The sequence below is a fragment of the Brevibacillus sp. FSL K6-0770 genome, from assembly GCF_038000275.1.
Lineage (GTDB): Bacteria > Bacillota > Bacilli > Brevibacillales > Brevibacillaceae > Brevibacillus > Brevibacillus parabrevis.
In genome coordinates this window covers 1,000,603-1,020,137 of the sequence record NZ_JBBOBQ010000001.1, presented here as the reverse complement: position 1 = coordinate 1,020,137, position 19,535 = coordinate 1,000,603, and the positions used below count along the sequence as shown (strand labels likewise).

At 52.5% G+C, this 19,535-nt stretch carries 19 protein-coding genes and 1 riboswitch; of the genes, 5 read left to right on the top strand and 14 right to left on the bottom strand.

The window, feature by feature from the left end:
- Nucleotides 1-120: 120 nt before the first annotated feature.
- The 7 genes from NST23_RS05210 to NST23_RS05180 form a co-directional block, all read right to left on the bottom strand.
- A complete protein-coding gene (locus tag NST23_RS05210; protein WP_173600103.1) occupies nucleotides 121-720 on the bottom strand; it encodes a hypothetical protein in 600 nt (199 codons plus the stop codon).
- 339 nt (nucleotides 721-1,059) lie between these two features.
- On the bottom strand, nucleotides 1,060-2,526 hold the full coding sequence (gene proS, locus NST23_RS05205; protein WP_173600104.1) for a proline--tRNA ligase: 1,467 nt from the start codon (nucleotides 2,524-2,526) through the stop codon (nucleotides 1,060-1,062).
- Nucleotides 2,527-2,843: 317 nt separating this feature from the next.
- Nucleotides 2,844-3,452, bottom strand: coding sequence for an ECF transporter S component (locus NST23_RS05200; RefSeq protein WP_122966131.1), 609 nt, complete (start codon nucleotides 3,450-3,452; stop codon nucleotides 2,844-2,846).
- A gap of 254 nt (nucleotides 3,453-3,706) precedes the next feature.
- Nucleotides 3,707-3,861: riboswitch (FMN riboswitch) on the bottom strand.
- Nucleotides 3,862-4,267: 406 nt separating this feature from the next.
- Nucleotides 4,268-5,065, bottom strand: a complete 798-nt coding sequence (locus tag NST23_RS05195) for an ABC transporter permease (RefSeq protein ID WP_122966132.1) — start codon at nucleotides 5,063-5,065, stop codon at nucleotides 4,268-4,270.
- Between the two features lie 3 nt (nucleotides 5,066-5,068).
- The gene (locus tag NST23_RS05190) at nucleotides 5,069-5,863 is read right to left on the bottom strand and encodes an ABC transporter permease (RefSeq protein WP_063228740.1); all 795 of its coding nucleotides are present in this window, start codon (nucleotides 5,861-5,863) and stop codon (nucleotides 5,069-5,071) included.
- Nucleotides 5,856-6,866, bottom strand: a complete 1,011-nt coding sequence (locus NST23_RS05185) for an ABC transporter ATP-binding protein (protein ID WP_122966133.1) — start codon at nucleotides 6,864-6,866, stop codon at nucleotides 5,856-5,858. The genes NST23_RS05190 and NST23_RS05185 overlap by 8 nt, the downstream gene beginning before the upstream one ends.
- 148 nt (nucleotides 6,867-7,014) lie before the next feature.
- Nucleotides 7,015-7,857 carry a protein phosphatase 2C domain-containing protein gene (locus tag NST23_RS05180; protein ID WP_340963269.1) on the bottom strand — a complete coding sequence of 281 codons (843 nt, stop codon included), beginning with the start codon at nucleotides 7,855-7,857 and terminating at the stop codon, nucleotides 7,015-7,017.
- A 151-nt stretch (nucleotides 7,858-8,008) separates the two neighbouring features.
- Here NST23_RS05180 and NST23_RS05175 point away from each other — a divergent pair, with 151 nt between their 5' ends.
- The 5 genes from NST23_RS05175 (at nucleotide 8,009) to NST23_RS05155 (ending at nucleotide 12,319) form a co-directional block, all read left to right on the top strand.
- On the top strand, nucleotides 8,009-9,301 hold the full coding sequence (locus tag NST23_RS05175) for a glutamate-1-semialdehyde 2,1-aminomutase (protein ID WP_122966135.1): 1,293 nt from the start codon (nucleotides 8,009-8,011) through the stop codon (nucleotides 9,299-9,301).
- A 116-nt stretch (nucleotides 9,302-9,417) separates the two neighbouring features.
- Nucleotides 9,418-9,558, top strand: coding sequence for a hypothetical protein (locus NST23_RS05170; RefSeq protein WP_340963266.1), 141 nt, complete (start codon nucleotides 9,418-9,420; stop codon nucleotides 9,556-9,558).
- A gap of 250 nt (nucleotides 9,559-9,808) precedes the next feature.
- On the top strand, nucleotides 9,809-10,489 hold the full coding sequence (locus NST23_RS05165; protein WP_063228744.1) for a zinc metallopeptidase: 681 nt from the start codon (nucleotides 9,809-9,811) through the stop codon (nucleotides 10,487-10,489).
- A 123-nt stretch (nucleotides 10,490-10,612) separates the two neighbouring features.
- The gene (locus NST23_RS05160) at nucleotides 10,613-11,446 is read left to right on the top strand and encodes a pyrroline-5-carboxylate reductase dimerization domain-containing protein (protein WP_340963263.1); all 834 of its coding nucleotides are present in this window, start codon (nucleotides 10,613-10,615) and stop codon (nucleotides 11,444-11,446) included.
- 6 nt (nucleotides 11,447-11,452) lie between these two features.
- Entirely contained in the window at nucleotides 11,453-12,319 is an 867-nt protein-coding gene (locus NST23_RS05155; RefSeq protein ID WP_173597077.1) for an NAD(P)-dependent oxidoreductase, read from the top strand.
- An 82-nt stretch (nucleotides 12,320-12,401) separates the two neighbouring features.
- Here NST23_RS05155 and NST23_RS05150 read toward each other — a convergent pair whose 3' ends face one another.
- The 7 genes from NST23_RS05150 to fabL all read right to left on the bottom strand — a co-directional run bounded on the left by NST23_RS05150 (nucleotide 12,402) and on the right by fabL (nucleotide 19,376).
- Entirely contained in the window at nucleotides 12,402-12,947 is a 546-nt protein-coding gene (locus NST23_RS05150; protein WP_173600108.1) for a flavodoxin family protein, read from the bottom strand.
- A 79-nt stretch (nucleotides 12,948-13,026) separates the two neighbouring features.
- The gene (locus NST23_RS05145) at nucleotides 13,027-14,253 is read right to left on the bottom strand and encodes an MFS transporter (RefSeq protein WP_340963262.1); all 1,227 of its coding nucleotides are present in this window, start codon (nucleotides 14,251-14,253) and stop codon (nucleotides 13,027-13,029) included.
- A gap of 115 nt (nucleotides 14,254-14,368) precedes the next feature.
- A complete protein-coding gene (locus NST23_RS05140; protein ID WP_340963260.1) occupies nucleotides 14,369-15,589 on the bottom strand; it encodes an MFS transporter in 1,221 nt (406 codons plus the stop codon).
- Nucleotides 15,589-17,373: an ABC transporter ATP-binding protein gene (locus NST23_RS05135; protein ID WP_280649060.1), complete on the bottom strand. Its 1,785-nt coding sequence runs from the start codon at nucleotides 17,371-17,373 to the stop codon at nucleotides 15,589-15,591. The genes NST23_RS05140 and NST23_RS05135 overlap by 1 nt, the downstream gene beginning before the upstream one ends.
- 137 nt (nucleotides 17,374-17,510) lie before the next feature.
- Nucleotides 17,511-18,047, bottom strand: a complete 537-nt coding sequence (locus tag NST23_RS05130) for a DUF402 domain-containing protein (protein ID WP_005827695.1) — start codon at nucleotides 18,045-18,047, stop codon at nucleotides 17,511-17,513.
- 47 nt (nucleotides 18,048-18,094) lie between these two features.
- Nucleotides 18,095-18,508: a GNAT family N-acetyltransferase gene (locus tag NST23_RS05125; protein ID WP_063228750.1), complete on the bottom strand. Its 414-nt coding sequence runs from the start codon at nucleotides 18,506-18,508 to the stop codon at nucleotides 18,095-18,097.
- 112 nt (nucleotides 18,509-18,620) lie between these two features.
- Nucleotides 18,621-19,376, bottom strand: coding sequence for an enoyl-[acyl-carrier-protein] reductase FabL (fabL, locus tag NST23_RS05120; RefSeq protein ID WP_063228751.1), 756 nt, complete (start codon nucleotides 19,374-19,376; stop codon nucleotides 18,621-18,623).
- Between the last annotated feature and the right edge of the window lie 159 nt (nucleotides 19,377-19,535).

The window sequence follows — 19,535 nt, the reverse complement described above, 5'->3', positions numbered from 1 at the left end:
ACTTCGTTAATAGACAGTCTTGCATGGCTGAGATTTTTTCATATACGGATTTTGACCGCATAATACGAAGGGGCTGCCTCAAAAGTCGATTGCTCGACGAAGAGACGCCCCCTTGTCATTTTATTGATTTATATTGTTTCGGATTCGTTGCAAAACTTCTTCGGAATCGAGTTGAACGTGAGGAGAAAGCTCCAGAAACTGAGCAGCGCGTTGATCGAGCCACAAGCTTTCCTCCCCTTTGTTATCAGTAGCAACAAAAACAAATCCGCCTGCATAACTAAAGTACATAATGTTGACATTGTCACCAAGATCGTTTTTTATTTTTTCATGAAGGTCAAACAATTCAGGGCCGGTTTTTTCACCACCTGCCATGATTGGCTCCGTATCTGTTGCTATAGCGATACCTTTTACTTCATCACCTTCCATAATAAACGAAAGCTTCTCATCATGCGCAGTCAATAACTCATGAACGTTCGAACCTTTGTATTTGCTGATTTTATCCGCTTCTGACAATAAAGCTCCTGGAATTGAGAAGTCTGACAGCGTAAAATTATTGCTCGATTCGTTCAAAAATTTGTTCTCTTGATTCCGGGCTTGTTCCATTTTCTTGTATGCATTTAGTGCTTCCTTATTCCCTTGATTGGATGCACCAGCCCAAGTAGCCAATGATATTCCAGCAACTATAACTGCACCGAACAATGTCCAAACATATCTCTTCATAACTGCTGCCCTCCTTAAATTATTCTGACTCAAAACCATACAATGAGCCAATCCATTCTTGTCTTGAGCTATCCAAGAAAGAGTCATAAGTCATAGTAAAATGTTGACCATCCCATGGGTCCATGTACATTACATACTTCGTGGAGTCGTTTCTATAACCATCAATAAAAATACAAAATATTTACTTTTATGTATATACTTTTTACTCGAATGATAAATTACGTTAATGGAAATATTTTACAACCTGCCCGCACACGCTGACTTCTGTGGATGCAAAAGGGAGTGCTCCGTTACGTACGGGGAGCACTCCCTTGTTTGTTTTGTTTATTAAATGAAACCTTAGTACGAACGGCCAAACCAAACCGTATGCTTCGCCTCTTTGCCGCAGCAAATGCAGACCGATTTTTGCGCAGGCGGTTCAAACGGAATGTTGCGGGACGTGAACTTCGTCTCTTCCTTGACCTTGGACTCACACGCGTCGTCTCCGCACCAGCCTGCGAGCACCCAGCCGCTTGGCGTGTTTTCGTTCTCACATTTTTCGATGTGCGCGGACAGCTGCGCGAGCGTATCGATTTCGAGATGCGAATGGGCTTCCCGGAAGGCCAGCGCTTTTTGGAACATGTTTTGCTGGATGTCTTCGAGCAATTGGGCAATCGTCTGCGCAATGCCTTCCAGTGGCACGGTTATTTTCTCTCCGGTATCGCGGCGGGCGAGAATCGCCTGGCCGTTTTCCACGTCGCGCGGCCCAAGCTCCAGACGAAGCGGCACACCGCGCATCTCCCATTCGTTGAACTTCCAGCCCGGAGTTTCCTCGCGCAAGTCTGCCCGGACGCGAACGCCTGCCGCTTTGATCTCGTCGAACAGCGGATCGAATGCAACCATGACCTGATCGCGCAGCTTCATCGGTCCGACTGGGATCATGATGACCTGAGTCGGTGCCATCCGCGGCGGCAAAGCCAAGCCGCGGTCGTCGCCGTGCACCATGATCATCGAGCCGATCAAGCGGGTAGAGCTGCCCCATGAAGTCGTATGCACGTATTTGAACTGATTGTCGCGATCCAGGAACTTGATCTCAAAGCCGCGCGCAAACTTGTCTCCCAAGTAGTGGGAGGTTCCGGCCTGCACCGCTTTTCCATCCTTCATCATCGCCTCGATGGAGTACGTGTCGACTGCTCCTGCAAAGCGCTCGCTTGGCGTTTTTTGCCCTTTCCATACCGGAATCGCCAGCTCCTGCTCCACAACCTCGCGATAAATCTCCAGCATCTGCATGGTCTCCTGGCGCGCTTCTTCCTCGTTCGCATGGGCGGTATGGCCTTCCTGCCACAAAAATTCTGAAGTACGCAAGAATGGCATGGTGCGCTTTTCCCAGCGGAACACGTTTGCCCACTGGTTAATCAGAATCGGCAAGTCGCGGTAGCTCTGAATCCACTGCGCGTACATATGTCCGATGATCGTCTCCGAAGTCGGGCGCAGGGCAAGCTTTTCCTCCAGCTGCTCTCCTCCCGCTTCCGTCACCCAAGGCAGCTCTGGGTTGAAGCCCTCGATGTGCTCTTTTTCTTTTTGGAAAAAGGACTCGGGAATCAGCATTGGGAAGTAGGCGTTGCGGTGTCCCGTCTCTTTGAATCTTTTGTCCATCGCCTCCTGGATGCGCTCCCACAGCTCGAAGCCATCCGGTTTGAAGACGATGCAGCCGCGCACTGGCGTGTAATCCATCAAATCCGCTTTTTTGATCGCGTCGATGTACCAGCGCGAGAAATCTTCCGACTGCGGTGTCATTTCTTTTACGAACGCTTTGTCCTCTTTCATCCTTCTACGCTCCTTTTTTCTTACATGAAAATGCAAAAAATCCCCCATCCCAAAAAAGGGACGGAGGATTCACTTCCGCGGTACCACCCTGATTGACCATGGCACAAGCCATAAGTCCACTCAACAACCCGATAACGGCGGGCAACCGGACCAGCTCGTCGCTGGCGGCTTCAGGATGGGGTGCAGGTACGCCTCGTATCAGCCTTCCAGACTAGGGCCGACTCTCTGGAACCAGGATATAGCTGCGGGTCCTTTCATAGCCTTTTCGCTAAACTGCTTTTTGTTAGGGAATATCTTAGCAAGTCGCGCAGCCGTTGTCAATTTGTGGTTCTGAGGGCAATGCGCGCACCAAGCTTGGCGTAGACCGGATACGCGACCAGCGCGAGCACGACCCCTTTGAACAGGTTGAACGGAACGATACCGACCATGACCAGGGACCAGACGCTGGTTGCGTTGAACATGGCCAACAGCTCTGCCATCGGCATCTGATAAAGAGCGGCGTATGCCGGGAGCAGGACGTACGCATTGGCAACAGCCATGACAATCGTCATCAGCAACGTTCCAAGCGCGAGGCCCGATAAAAAGCCTTTTTTCCCTTGACCGCTGCGTTGCAGAAGGACAGCTGGCAAAATAAAGCTGGCGCCCGCCACGACGTTGGCAAGCTCTCCGATCAACAATCCGTCTGTATTTTTAAAGAGCATGTGCAATGTATTTTTCAAAACTTCGATGATGATGCCGGCTACAGGGCCGTACATGAGTCCGCCGATCAGCGCTGGCAACGTACTGAAATCAAGCTTCAAAAAGCTCGGCATCAGCGGAACGGGAACCTCCAAATACTGCAAGATAAAAGCAACGGCTGCCAGCATCGGAATCGTCACGATCCGCTGGGTTGCTCTGCGCGATGTGTGCAGGGCTGTTTCTTTCATGTGTACCATCTCCTCGTTTTTTCTCCTTCTGAGGAATGGCAACAGCGGTCTTGCCCACACGTGCCAAAATGTCTACGCTTTTGCAAACACAAAAATACCCTGAGAATAATTCTCAGGGCAGCTTACAGGCGTATGACAAAGCATGTGCAATAAATACAGGTTCAAGAAACAACGAGGCGGCTCATCATGCATGCCTCATCGCATCTGTCCTGCCAGCACAGGCAAACAAGCACGTGTGTGGTAAACGTACTGTCGTCATCCTTCTCCCATCCAGACTGTACTGTCGGCTCTGGAATCTCACCAGATCCTGCACTCCGTCGCTGTCAACAGCTCGGGAGGCTCGCGGGCTTGACGTGCTGATTGCACCATCACCGCCGGTCGGGAATTTCACCCTGCCCTGAAGGAATTGTGTAGTTGTATACAGCATATTATACTGCGCTTTTTCGATTTGACAATAGACGAAACTGTTAAATCGACATTTTATTGTTATTTTCCAATTGATTTAGTTGGATATATTTTAAAAAAAATGGGGCTTCTCAGCCTAAAGTCGCCACGTGCTATAGGTAGTTACCTGGACCAAAAAGAAATAGACCGCCCTTGAGTTGACTGCTCCTCGGCGGTCTATTCTTCACCAAATTTTGAGCCGTCCCCTTTGAGGGAAGCCTCGTTTGTACAGACCAGACCGTTCCGGTAGCCGCCGGACGGTCTTTTTTTCTTTCAAGCTCGTTACCTCTAATATTACCATAACCGTTCCCAAATAAAAATCCATAATCCTGCTCCTGCCTACCAAATCGCACCAAAAGTAGCTTCTGCCACTACGACCCTGCTCCCCGATACTTGGTGACGCCCCAGTTCCAGACGAGCAAGCCGATGCCAAAGAAGATGACCGCGACTACCGGAGTAAGTGCTGCGTACGTATACCACACTTCTTTTCGCAAAAAGTAAGCCGCCGGGTAAATCCCGACAAAAGCAAACGGCAACACGTAAGTCAGCACGAAGCGAATCGCCTTGTTGTACACATCCACGGGGTAACGCCCGTACTGCTGGATGTTGTAAATCATCGGGGCAATTCCTGTCCGGGAATCGGAGAAAAAGCTGACAGCGGCAATCGCCGTGTACACCCCGCCGTAAATCAGGGCGCCGCTGATCACAAGCCCGATGAAGATGAACAGGTCGTACCAGTAAAACGTCAAATCGAGCTGAAAAGCAGCATAGCCCATGATGATCAGCCCTGTGATGACGCCGAAAATCCGGTCCGGTGCGATCGACTCCAAACAGACCTGTGCCAGATTGTGGATCGGCCTGGTCAAGATGCGGTCCATTTCGCCCCGGATAATATAGCGTTCGTTGAAGTCCCAAAACCCGAAAAACATCGAGAATAAGGCATACGGCACCAAAAAGAAACCGTAAATGAAAATGATTTCGTCCCGCGTCCATTCCTTCATCAACGGCACATGCGTGAAGACGACGATGATGAACACTAGATTGATCAGCTCGGAAATCAAGTTGGACACAAAATCCCCGAGAAAGTCAGCCCGATAGGCAAGTCTCGTCTTGAAATACTGGCCCAGGTAGTCGGCGAAAATACCGAAAATGTGTTTGACGTTTTGCATATGCTACCCCCCTTGCACGACCAGCCGATTTCGGGCCATGCGCCACAAAATCAGAATCGGAACCAGAATAACAACCATCCAGATCGCCTGGAAGCCGATCAACTCCCAGGAACGCCCCGGAGTAATCGCCCCTGTAAAAATCAGGCTCGGATAGTAGTTGACGGCCTGGAATGGCAAAAAGCCCATAACCGTTTGCGCCCAGCCCGGGAAAAAGCTGATCGGCAGCACCAGGCCCGACATCAAATCAACGACGACACGCTTCGCCCGCATCATCCCGTCGTTGCGGAACAGGAAAAAGGTGAACAGCCCCGTCAGCAGGTTGATTTGCGTGTTGATCAAAAAGGCAAACATGAGACTGATCAAATACAATCCCCAGCCAGTCGCTGTCGCGGGAAAATGAAACGGGATAATCAGGCTGATGAGAAAAATTCCTGGCCCTGCGAAAAACAGGAAGCGGAATATCCCTTCCCCAAATGCTTGCGCTGTCTTGACCGACAAGTAATTGTAAGGGCGGATCATCTCGATCGCGACTTTACCCTCCCGTACGTCCTGGGCAATTTCCGTATCGATGTTGTTGAAGTAAAAGGCGCGCGACATCCAGGCAATCGCGACGTAGGAAGTCATTTGCTCGACCGACAGGCCGCCAAGCTGCTGCTGGCCGCCGTAGATTGCGCCCCACAAAAAGTAGTACGCTCCGATGTTGATCGCGTAAATAATGATCCCGCTGTAGTAATTCACCCGGTAAGCGAGCATGGTCAAAAAGCGCATGCGGATCAGTTCCATGTAGAGCTTATGCATGGCCCCGCACCCCTGTATCCACCTGGTAAATGTTGCGGACAATATCTTCTGTGCTCGTCTCCATGATTTTTACGTCGCTGACCTCGAACGTCGACATGACCGTTGACAGGACAAACGGCAGCATTTCCTGGCTCTGCGGCACTTTCACACTGATTGTATATTCGTTTACCTGGGAAATTTCGCACGGCATCTCGCCAAGCGTCTTGCGCAGCTCGTCGGCGGGTGTGCGCTTTTTCATCTGGAAAGACACCTCTGTGCCATTGCCCCACTTTTCCTTCAGGTCACTGAGCAGGCCGTCAAAAATCAGCTTGCCTTTGTCCATGACCAGCACCCGCTTACAGAGCGCTTCAATATCGGAAACGTCGTGGGTCGTGAGCAGGATGGTCATGTTTTCCGTTTCGTTCAGATTGCGCAAAAACTCGCGAATTTTTTGCTTCACCAAGACGTCCAGCCCGACTGTCGGCTCGTCGAGGAACAACAGGCGCGGCTTGTGAATCAATGATGCTGCTACCTCGCAGCGCATCCGTTGACCCAGGCTCAGCTTGCGCACTGGCTGGCTGACAAACGGGTTGATTTCCAGCTCCTCGATCAAGCGGTCTAGCCACTTATCTCCCTCTGGCCCGTCGACTTTGTAGACGCTTTTCAGCAACCGGAACGACTCCATCGGCGACAAATCCCACCAGAGCTGCGAACGCTGTCCGAATACGACACCGATGGAGCGCACGTATTCCTCGCGCTGTTTGAACGGAACGTAGCCGTTGATGACGATCTCGCCCTCGCTTGGCGTCAAAATGCCCGTCAGCATTTTGATCGTCGTCGATTTCCCGGCGCCATTTTCCCCAATCAAAGCGAACATTTCCCCTTCTTCCACGGTAAAAGAAAGGTCATTCACTGCCTTGACGGTCTTATACTCGCGACTAAACAAATCACGAAAAGCACCCCCGAGACCCGCTCTGGCCTGGTGGATGCGAAACTCCTTTTGCAGGTTCTTCACTTGAATCATGGATAACCATCCTTTTTTTAATGGAAAAACGCCTTGACGTTTTTCATGCAAAGAGATGTGACCACTTGCGGCTGGCAAAACGGTCATGAACAACTGTTAGTGTATATGAGCGCATGAAAATGTGCAAAAGGCAAACTGTAACAAACTGTCAGCGCAAATTCACGACAATGCCCGTCTTGTCGTCCGACTTTTTGAAGCGGGCGTAGCGGATGCATTCGGGATCGTTGTTTTCCAGTGCGATCAGCTCATCCGTGTAACGTTGCAGCCCTTTGTGGACGATTGGCAATACCGTTTCTTCCCACCCCGGTCCTTTTCCGCCTGTTGGTCGTGGCATGAACAGACCGTCTGTCGCCAAAACAAGCGCCTTCAATCCGATCCGATTGATCCGTCCATACTCTATGAAATCCGCACAAGCCGCATCTCCGTTCAAAACGCCATATCCTCCTGATCCGTTCGCCTGATAGCGGTTATGAATCAGGATGTCCTTACATCGCTCGTGCAGCTCGGCTCGGGTAGACAGCCCCTCGCGAATCCCGTCTTCCCACCGGGCAATGGCGTTTTGCTCCAGCAGCGAAACTTGCGGAAACGTCAAAGGCCGCACCGTATCGTCTTCATAGACCGCAAAAATCATGCAATCGCCAGTCTGGGCATACTCGATGTGCTGCTCTTTCACCCGAACGACTGCACATGCCGCTCCCCACAATGCTTCTTTTTGCTTCCAGTCAATCTCGCTCTCGCGCATCAATTCCCGCAGCTTTTCGTTGACAAACGTCAGGTAATCGGACAGCACAGCGTCAGGCGGCATGATTTCCAGCTTCCTTTTCACCAGCTCGGCTGCAATCGCTCCTCCTGTCTGCCCGAATCGGTTTTCGTACGGAACGAGCGACGAGACGCCGTCGATCACCGCGTACACCTGATCGGCCTGCGAGATCACATAGGCGTCCTCATTGGTATTGCCGGTTCCTTTGATGGAGATGCACTCAAGTTTCATGGTGGATTACCGCCTTTTACGTGAAGTGATTTGCTTGAAAATTGTATCATTTTTCCTTTTCCCCAGCTATAGCTCCCCATCCATATCCAGGTGACTTTTGCTGTGTTAAGATAATGAAGGACTTTTTCGAAAAGAAAAGAGGGAAAATCGCATGAAACGTGAACGATCCGCGCAACTGCACGAACAAGCCATGGATGTTATTCTCGGCGGGGTAAACAGCCCTTCCCGTTCTTTCAAGGCCGTAGGCGGGGGAGCGCCCGTTACGATGGAGCGTGCCCAGGGCGCGTATTTCTGGGACGTGGACGGCAATCGATATATTGACTACTTGGCGGCGTATGGCCCGATTATTACCGGACATGCTCACCCGCACGTCACAAAAGCCATTACGGAAGCGGCGGCCAACGGAACGTTGTACGGTACGCCAACTCCTTGGGAAGTCACTTTTGCGAACATGATCCGCGAAGCGATTCCATCCATGGAGCGCATCCGCTTCAACAACTCCGGTACGGAATCCGTCATGACGTGCATTCGCGTGGCACGCGCCTACACCGGACGCGTGAAAATCATCAAATTTGCGGGCTGCTACCACGGTCACTCCGATCTCGTGCTGGTTGCGGCAGGCTCCGGCCCTTCCACACTCGGCATCCCTGACAGTGCGGGCATTCCGCAAAGCATCGCCAGCGAAGTGATCACGGTTCCATTCAATGACGTTGCAGCGTTCGCCGAAGCGATGAACAAATGGGGCAACGAAACGGCTTGCGTCCTGGTCGAACCAATCGTCGGCAACTTCGGTATCGTCACGCCGGAGCCAGGCTTTTTGGAGGAAGTGAACCGCATCACGCACGAGGCAGGCGCGCTCGTTGTGTACGACGAGGTCATCACCGCATTCCGCTTCTGCTACGGCGGTGCGCAAAACTTGCTGGGCGTAACGCCTGACCTGACCGCGCTCGGAAAAATCATCGGTGGCGGCTTGCCAATCGGAGCATATGGCGGACGCCGCGAGATTATGGAGCAAGTCGCGCCGCTCGGTCCTGCCTACCAAGCGGGCACAATGGCGGGCAATCCCGCATCGATCCGCGCCGGAATCGCATGTCTGGAAGTGCTGAAACAGCCTGGCGTGTACGATGAATTTGAGCGACTCGGCGCGCTGCTGGAAAAAGGCATCCGCGATGCAGCGAGCAAGCACGACGTCACCATCCAGCTCAACCGCGTCAAAGGGGCCATGGCTGTGTACTTTACAGACGAGCCTGTTCGCGATTACGATGCAGCGCAAAAAGCAGACGGCGAGCTGTTCGCCCGCATGTTCCGCCTTTTGCTGGATGAAGGCATTTGCCTCGCTCCTTCCAAGTACGAGGCGTGGTTCATCACCACCGCGCACACGGAAGATGACATCCGGCAAACAATCTCGGCTGTCGACCGCGCCTTCGCACAGTTGAACGCGTAGCGTAGCTTAGCTGCGTACGTGAGCCTGACGCCGAGACAAGCATTGCCAAGCCCGGTTTCCTGCCTTTTGGAGATACTAACGATTGCAGTGAGTATCATCGCGAGGAGGAGATCTAGGTGTCAGAAGGCGAAAAAACGTACCCGCAAGCTCCGGAAAAGACGCTGGATTCCAAAGAAAGCAGCAAAATGCTGGAGGTCGTCGGCTTCCAAAACCCGCGCAAAACCGAGCATCACAAAACGCAAAACCACGATCGGTAAACGGCGAAAAGACAGACACATTCTTCACGGATGTGTCTGTTTTTTTATGTGAGGAAAAGCTGGCTTCACATGTAGCAAGAGTCAATCTGCACATATAAGCAGGTGGTGATATTGTCAAGAATGGTCAGAGATTGTACAATAAAATTAATGAAACTGCCCTGACACTTATTCGTATACATGGATATGGGACAAAATGTGTAAGGAACTGCTATTGTGTTTCTTCATGCAGATAAAAAGGAGTGATTGTTCAATGTTTTTTCACCCGATGGATTTTCTGATACTCATTGCATTCGGACTGTCTCTCTGGGCTCAATTCCGAGTAAAAGGCACCTTCAACCGCTATGCCGAGGTCCCTACTTCTTCCGGTTTGACCGGGGCTGAAGCGGCGAGACGGATGCTCGATGCAAACGGTTTGACCAACGTTCCCGTCGAACATATTCCAGGTACGCTGACTGACCACTACGATCCGATGTCCCGTGTGGTTCGCCTGTCCGATCCTGTATACTTTGGCAACTCCATCGCTTCGCTGTCTGTTGCTTGTCACGAAGTCGGCCATGCGATCCAGCATAAAGTTTCTTATCCGATGCTCGTAGCGCGCCACCGCATTTTCCCGGTTGTCAATCTCGTATCGGGTGTTGCGCCGCTTTTGTTGCTCGCCGGTTTCTTCTTCCATATGTCCGGTCTTTTGCTCCTGGGGATCATTTTCTTCTCCGGTGCCGTTGCCTTCCAGCTCATCACGTTGCCAGTCGAGTTCAACGCCAGCAGCCGTGCCAAAGAGCTGATGGTGCGAATGGGCTTTATCCGCAACGAAGAAGAACGCGGGGCAAGCAGAGTGCTCGGTGCTGCCGCCCTCACTTACGTCGCCGCCGCTCTGATCTCTGTACTCGAACTCGCGAAGTACATCATGATCTTCCGAAGCTCGGACGACTAATCGCATCGCTTTTGACAAAGCCAAAACCAATACAAGCTCAGTGCAAGGTACAGTCTCTTCCCTACCGGGAGACTGTACCTTTTTGCGTAGACTTACGATACAATGGGACGGGAGGTTTTGCACATGCGCATCGGGATTATCGGATTAGGAAGTATGGGGCAAATGCTGGTGAAGTCTTTTTGCAAAAGCGCAGTGATTTCCCCTGAACACATCGTCGTTTTCAACCGCACGCGGGCAAAAGCGGACGCGCTGCAAGCCCGTTTTGGAGTAGCTGTCGCGGATAGCGCCCAAGCGATTTGCGAGCAGGCCAGCCTGATTTTCATCTGTACAAAGCCGCTGGACATCCTGCCTGTTCTGGAAAAGCTGACGATTCCTCGCGAGAAGCACATCGTCTCTGTCGCTGCCGGAGTCAGCATCTCCGACCTGGAGAACGTTCATGCCGGGCCAGTCAGCAAAGTGATTCCTACCGTGACGTCATCCGAGCTGCACGGCGTTTCGTTGTATACGGCAAGCGACAGGGTGAGTTCAGAGGAACGAAGCCGCTTGTTCACCCTGCTGTCCGCGATCGGCGAAGTGCAGGAAGTGACAGAGGCGAATATCGAGACAGCCACAATTTTGAGCAGCAGCGCACCCGGACTGATAGCCGGGATGCTCGATTCGTTTGCACAAGCAGCGGTCCGCAAGACGCCGGAGCTTGATATTGCGACAGCCAGAACCATTCTCGTGGAAACGATGCTCGGCACCGCTTTGCTTTTGAAAAACGAACAGCTTGGCTTCGACCAGCTAATCGAGCGCGTTGCGACAAAAGGCGGAATCACCGAAGAAGGGCTGCGCGTGCTCGCCAAAACATTGCCGGGCGGCTTCGATGAGCTGTTTGCCATGACCGAATCGAAACACGCTGCCTTGAAAGAGCTTGTGCAAAAGCAGGTCGGAAAACAAATGGATGAAAAGGAGTAATCAGACATGATCATAGGTTGGATTGGCTTGGGCAACATGGGCGTACCGATGGCAAGCAACTTGCTGTCCGCAGGCTACGCTGTCCGCGTCTGGAACCGCTCACCCGAAAAAGCGGCTCCGCTCGTTGCGCTCGGCGCGAAGCAAACCGAATCACTCGCGCAACTGGTCGATGAATGCGATGTGTTGTTCACCATGGTAAGTGATGACGAGGCTGTGAAAGCCATTTATACAGGAACAGACGGCTTGCTGTCTGCCCGCGTTTCCGGCAAGCTCGCGATCGACATGAGTACGATTGCGCCGGAGACTTCCCGCTTTTTGGCGGAGCAAAGCAAAAAAGCCGGACTGCGTTTTCTCGACGCTCCCGTCTCTGGCAGTGTCGGTCCGGCGAAGGAAGCGCAACTGGTCATCATGGTCGGCGGCGAGAAAGCGGATTATGACGTAGCGAAGCCGATGCTGGACAAGCTCGGCAAAGCAGCTGTTTACCTCGGGTCGCATGGAGCGGGAACGTCTGCCAAGCTGGCGATCAACCTGCTGCTCGGCATCACGGTACAAGGAGTAGCGGAAACGTTGCTGTTCGCCCGCTCGCTTGGCATCGACACCGAGCAAATGCTGGAGATTATCTCGCAAAGCGCAGTAGGAACCCCGCTGATTCGCGGCAAAGCTGCTTCGATTCTCGCAGACGACTTCCCTGCCGCTTTTGCCTTGAAGCATATGGCAAAAGATTTGCGGCTTGCCCGCGAGGCTGGCGTAGCTACTCCTTTGGCGGAATCGGCGCAGGCCACCTATCGCCACGCCCTGGAGGAAGGATTGGGCGAACTCGATTTGATGGCGATTTTGCGCCATCTGAAGGGCGCGACTCCGACCAGCAAATAGCTTTTTAAAAAGCAAAAGAAACCTCACCATGTGTGGGGTTTCTCGACAATCTGGGACCGGATTTCCGGTCTTTTTTTCTGCCTTATTGCTGCGATTTCAGCCACGCATTGAGCTGCTTAGCCGAAGCCACAGCCTGCGCATCCGCGAGAATATCCCCCGGCTTGTTGCCCTCGCCAATGATGTAGCCCGCATACGGCATTCCCACAAAAGAAAAGACGTACTGAAACTGCTGGATCAGCGGCAGCCCTTTGATCCTCGGCTGGTCGCCGCCCGTCGTGATGACATAAGCCTGTTTGCGCCCGAGCGATTCCTTGAAGGCGTAACGTTTGTCCCGCAGGCTTTGCGACCAGCGATCCACGTAATTTTTCATGTAGCCGGACATGCCGTACCAGTAGATCGGGGTGGAAAAGATCAAAAAATCGTGGGCCAAAACGGCTTCCGTCACTTCGTCGTAATCATCTGCTACCGCCGTGAAGCCACCTTCCACATGCCGCTGATCGTGGATCGGCAAAATGTTTTTCTCCCGCAGGTGAATGCTTGTGTGCGGGATTCCTTCCAGCGCGATATTCGTCAGCTGTTCGGTATTGCCACCCTCTCTTGAGCTACCATGCAAAACGAGAATGTTCATGCGGCTCACTCCACTCCTTGTTTTCTTACCTGTCATTGTATCAAAAAACCCTCCGGCAATCGCCAGAGGGTTACATGTTTTAGACAGTTTGCTTGCGCGCACTTGCTAGTTGCTTTTGCCGCAAACGCCAAACGAAAAAGGCCGCGCCTGCCAAAAGCACTGCGGAGAGCAAATAAACCGCTCTCGGGCCAAGCCACTGCGCCAGCGCCCCCATCAACAGCGAGGAAAGTCCAAACACCAGCGCATCGATGGTCCCTTTTGCTGACAGAACGTACGGCAGCATCGGCGTCTCCGTCTCCTGCTGCAAAATTGTCTGCTTGCTCACCAGGGCTATCTCCAAAAACGGCCCCAGCGCAAAGGAAAAGAGCAAGGCAGCCAGCGGATACGTCGTACTGCCAAACAGCAAGGTCATCGCAGCAGCCCCGCCAACACCTGCCAGCAGCCAGCGATACAGCTGGCGATTCATCTTGTCCGCGTACTTCAGCAGCAGCGTGCCCCCCAAAATGGAGCCGAGCAGGTAGCCTGCATTGATGTAGCCCCACCACTCTTCTCCTCGGCCCAACGCTTCCAGCACGTACGGCAACAAAATAGCCGCAATCCAGACCGCTCCCGAGACGCCCATGACGACATCCAGTGCGACGAGCTGCCGCAAGAGCGGCACATCGCGAATCGCTTTCCAGCCTGTCAGCCAATTTTCCTGCGACTGCTCGACAACCGTCATGTCTGGATCAGCTTTTTCCGGCTTGACCGCGAGCATTGCCAAAGATGCCAACACATAAGCCGCTACCGTTCCCCACAAAACCGCACTTGCTCCGAGGAACGCCACGAGCAGTCCACCCGCTGCCCAACCGGCAAAATGAACCGTCTGATCGGAAGTCGCAAGCAAGCCGTTCGCCCTGATCAGCTGCTCGCGTTCCACAAGCTGCGGCACCAACGCATTGCGTGCGGGATTGGCCCAGCCATCCATAAAGGCAATCAGCCCGCCCAATCCGAACAGCAGCCAGATCGCCTGACCGTTGGTGCCTGCTGTCCTGTCGACAAGCACAGCCGCTGCCGCGAGCAAGCACGTCTTCAGCGCTTGCGACAGCACCAGCATGGACGGAAGCGACAGTCTGCGAAAAAGCAACGGCGCTGTCAAGCCGCTGACCGATTGCGCCGACAAAATGACCACCGGAACAAACGCCGTGTACATGACAGAACCGGATACGGCGTAAATGACCGAAATGAACGCCACAATATAAAAAACATCCCCCAGATTGGCCAATGTCTGACCCGCCCAGAGGAATAGAAAACGTCTATGCCACACGATGCACAACCTCCTGTCGGTTCAGGACATATTTCCATCGCCCTGACGGAATATGCGATTATTCCTGCCGACCGATCATCACAATGGAGGTGCACCTCTTTTCATCCAATATGTTTTAGTCTATTCCAGAATCTGTAGATTGTACAGTTTTGTTGCGGAAAAAGCTGTAGTACACCCAGCCTGCATTGATGAACAAAAAAGCACTCGTCATAAAAAACACGCCGTTGATGCTTACGTAGCCAGCCATAAAACCGCCGATCATCGGCCCGAGCATGCTTCCGATGCTGACGAAGCTGTTGTTGTAACCGTAGACGCGACTGACCATATGGGATGGCGTGGCCCGCCGCAAAAGCGCATTGACTGACGGGAGCAAGCCTCCCAGCGACAAACCGAGCAAAAACCTTAGCACGACCAGTTGCCACACGGTCCAGACAAGCCCCTGCGGAATAAACAGGATCGCTGCTCCAAGCAAGGCGAACAGCAGCACCTTTTGCGAGCCAAAGCGATCACCCAAGCGCCCGAGCTGCGGAGAAGCAAACACATTGGCAATCCCCATCGCCGCCTGGACGATTCCGGCCCACAGCGCGACTTTTGCTCCTTCTGATTGGACCAGCTGCGATATGTAGATCGGCAATACAGGCACGATGCTGAACAAGGCAAACTGGATCATCACGGTTACAAAAAAGAGCGCCGGCAGCTCTTTGGACGAAAAGATCATTTGAAAATCTTCCTTCAGGCTGGACCGGTCTTTTTTTTCAGGTGGAACGAAGCTCTCTTTTACCGTAAACGTAATGACCAAAGTCGCCAGCAACAGCAGACTGCCTGTAATCAGAAAGATCATGCGAAAGCCGATTTGATTCGCCAGCACTCCGCCAAAAAGCGGTCCCATAATCGTCCCTGCCGTGATAAACGATTGCAAAAGCCCTTGCGCCCAGCCGATGCGCTCTTTCGGCACGGAAGAGGCAACCAGCGCCGTACTGGCCGGGATGATTCCTCCCACCAGTCCGTTGATCAGCCGCAGCGCCAACAGTTGCCACAGACTGCCTGCAAAGCCTGTCAGCGCTACCGTGATCGACATGAAGTAGCCGGATCGCAAAATCATGATCTTGCGTCCGTGCTTGTCAGCCAGGTTCCCCCAAATGGGAGAAACGAGTCCGGCGGTCAAAAAATTGGCCCCGAAAATAATTCCCGCCCATGCTGTCACCTGATGCGGATCGTCAATTCCGAAATCTTGCTGAATGTACAGCGGCAAAAAAGGCATGATCATACTCATCGCCACCATGACGCCAAACAGCGATCCGCATAACACGTATAGATTGCGGCGCCATATTTCCATCAGATTCCCTCCATTCCCCCTCGATCAATCCCCAAATCCTGGACGCTCCACAGGCCATAGTACACGCCTTTTTGTTCCAGCAACTCCTCATGCTTGCCCTGTTCCACAATTTGTCCCTCGCGCATGACGATGATTTTGTCTGCATGGGTGATCGTGGACAGGCGATGCGCCACAATGAGCGTCGTGCGCCCTCTGGTCAGGCGATTCAACGATTCCTGGATCATATGCTCCGACTCCAGATCGAGAGCAGAGGTCGCTTCATCCAAAATCAATATTCCCGGATCGCGCAAAAACACCCGGGCGATAGCGACCCGCTGCTTTTGTCCTCCCGACAGCTTCACGCCCCGCTCGCCCAGCTCTGTATCGTATCCTTCTGGCAGCTCGCTGATAAAATCGTGGGCATTGGCGGCGCGGGCAGCTTCCTGAACCATATGTTCATCCGCTTCCGGATTCCCCATCAAAATATTGGCTTTTGCCGATTCGCTAAACAAAATGTTGTCTTGCTGCACCAGTCCGATATGATAGCGCAAATTTTGCTGCTTCAAGTCGCGGACATCGACTCCATCGATGGTAATCCGCCCTTCCGTCACGTCCCAGAAGCGCGGCAAAAGGCTGATCAAAGACGATTTCCCGCCACCGGACATTCCGACGATGGCGACCGTCTCGCCAGGTTGAATCGTCAGATTGACGTCGCGCAAAACAAGCGGCCCTTCTTCCCGGTAACGAAACGATACATGCTCAAAGCGAATTTCTCCGCGAATGCGTCCCGTCGCCGGATCAACAGGCAGCTCGCGAGCGTTTGGACTATCCTCAATATCGTACGATTCATCCATGAACTCGAACATCCTGTCCATCGAGGCAATCGCTTGCGTCAGCACCGTGCTGGAGTTGACCAAGCGCCGCAACGGGGTATACAAGCGTTCCAAATACGCGTAAAAAGCCACCAGTGTCCCTACGCTCATGCTTCCGCCGATCACCTGGTAGCCTGCATAGGCGATCACGAGCAACGGCGCGATATCCGTGACGGTATTGACGACAGAAACCGTCCGGGCATTCCAGCGGGTATGCTCCAGCGCTTTGTCCAAAAACTGGTTGTTTTCCTTCGCGAAGCCTTTGCTTTCGTGACTTTCCAGAGCAAAGCTGCGGATCAGCGCCATCCCGTTCACTCGTTCATACAAATACCCCTGGAGCCGCGCCAAAGCGGCAGAGCGTTCCCGCGTCAGCTGTCTCAGTTTTTTGTAAAAAAATTTGACAGAGAGACTGTACAGCGGAAAAACGACGATCGCTACAAATGTCAGCTCCACATCCATGGAAAACATGATCAAAAGCGTCAGTACGATCGTAATCAGATCGAGCCACAAGTTCATCAAGCCTGTTTCCACGAAGCTTTTCGTCGATTCCACGTCGTTAATAACCCGGGAAATGACCTCGCCCGTCTTCGTGTTGTTGTAGTAACGCATCGACAACCGCTGCAAATGGGCGTACAGCTGGTTGCGGATATCAAACAAAATGCGGCTGGACACCCACTGCGCGAAATATTGGCGGATATACTCGACAGGCGCCCGTACGACCGTAAACATCAAGAACGTCCCAAGCATCAGCCAAAACAATTGTGTCAGCTTATCCTCGCGGGGCATCGAGCTGGGGAGCAGGTCGTCAATGACGTATTTGATCAGGAGCGGCAAGGCAAGCGGAATGGAAAATTTGATGATACCTATCAATATAGTGCCCAAAATTTGTTTCCAATAGGGCATGACATATGCCAAATAGCGGCGTATGCTCAACCAGCATACCTCCTTCCCATAGCAAACTTGGCTGTACCCGATATGTTCAGGCACAGCCAAATTGGTACGATCTTCTTCGCCATTTCCAACTTTCTGACACTACAAGGAAATCCCTCCCCCGAATAACGGGAAAGGGATTATTCCTCATCGTCTCGCACTAAAAGATACCGCTCGTACCAGCGTTGCACGAAGCCGTTCTGAAAAGGGCCGCGGCGCGCGCTTACCCAATCCAGTACCTCTCGCAACGCAGTCTGTACCTTTTCCACGACAAACGGAGGGTAGTTCATCTGTTTGCTGTGCAACAGAAACTCCTCTTCATCGAGAATCGAATACGTCATGTCGGGAAACACCTTTACATCGAGATCATAGTCTATGTAGCTGAGCAGCTGTCCCTTCATGCTGAAGGGCGAACCAATGTTGCAATAATAGTAAATGCCGTCGTCGCGAATCATGGCAATGGTATTGAACCATTGGCCCCGACCAAATGTGCAAATGGCCGGTTCACGCGTACGCCACTCCCGCCCGTCTGCTTCTGTCACCTTGACCCGATCGTTTCCCCCAATCACCACCGCATCACTGGTATGAATCAACGTGGATTTGTCCCAAATGCGGTGCAGCGAATGATCATGTTTATAACTTTCAATGCGGATATTGGAGCCCGGAGTTGGTGACATGACTCTCCCCTTTCTTCTCTTCTCTTTTGAATGGGGACAAGCCTCCTTTAGGAAGAGAGCTTTTTGGAAAGTGTAACAAATTTTTGTACTTCGTAGCCAAGCGAAAGGTAAAACGGAAGGATCTCCGGATTTGCCTGATTGACCATGATCAGGACGTTATTGACGCCTCGCTGTTTGAAGCGCTTTTCGATGGCAGCCACGAGTTCGCGGCCGATACCGGAACCTTGCATCTCGGGAAGAACAGCCAGCCGGTAAAAATAGGCTCGTGCTCCGTCGATCGTGCCGACCACGACCCCAACAACTTTGCCGTCTTTTTCCGCAACCATAACCAAATCGCTGTCCCATGCCAACTGTTGGGCCAAATCGTTCAACGACACCGTGTCCGATTGGTCCAAGCCCGTCTGTTGCCAGATACTTGTGATAGCCGAATAGTCACCGAGTCGAAACGGACGAATCAGCATACGTTGCCTCCTTCGTAACCTTCTTCCTCTATTGTACAACACATGGACAACTTTGTCTTGTGTAGTGAGACGTCAAAGTCGCCAACTCCTTGTCACCGCTCCTAAAAATCAACTAGGTCAAAAGAGAGATACCGCCATCAACGATCAAGGTTTGTCCGCGCACCATCCAAGCCTTGTCGGAAACGAGGAACATCACGGCATTCGCCAGATCTTCCGGCTCGACAATCCGGCCTGCCGGCGTGCGTTCTGCGGAGCTGCCCAGCAGTTCTTCGCGGTTCGGGAAGTGTTTGAGCGCATCTGTATCCACAGCGCCGCCAGATACTGCGTTGACTACGATGTTATGCGGAGCAAGCTCCACTGCCAAATAGCGCGTAATCGCTTCTACAGCTGCTTTGGACACGCCGACTGCCGTATAGTTGTCCAAAACGCGAATCGAGCCGAGGCTGGACAGGCTGACGATCTTTCCGCCGTTGCCACCCTTGATCATTAGTTTTGCCGCTTCTTGCGCGCAGAACAACAAGGCTTTACTGTTAATTTCCATCGTCCAGTCCCAATGGCTTTCTTCCAGCTCCATCAGCGGGCGCAAAACTCCGGAAGCTGCATTGTTGATAAACACATCGAGACGGCCAAATTCCTGGTCAATCTCTGCGAACAGTTCCTTGATTTTTGCCACGTCGCCAACATTGGCTTTCACCAGGTGCACGCGCGCTCCTTTTGCTTCCAGCTCAGCTGCCGCTTCTCTCGCAGCAGTCCGGTTGCGCAAGTAGTTCAAAACCAGGTCGTACCCTTGCTCAGCCAGTTGCAATGCAATTGCTTTTCCGATACCGCGCGTTCCGCCGGTAACCAATGCTACTTTTTTTGTATTCATAATCAGAAATGCCTCCTACTCACCAACTATTAATAGCAGGTACTAATCAATCAAAATCACATTTTTCATTATACAACTCCCCTTCCGCTTTTGCTACCGGAAGCCAAAATCTCGTCTGACTCATTCCTCGCTGAAAAAGCCATACTAAACACGCGCAAA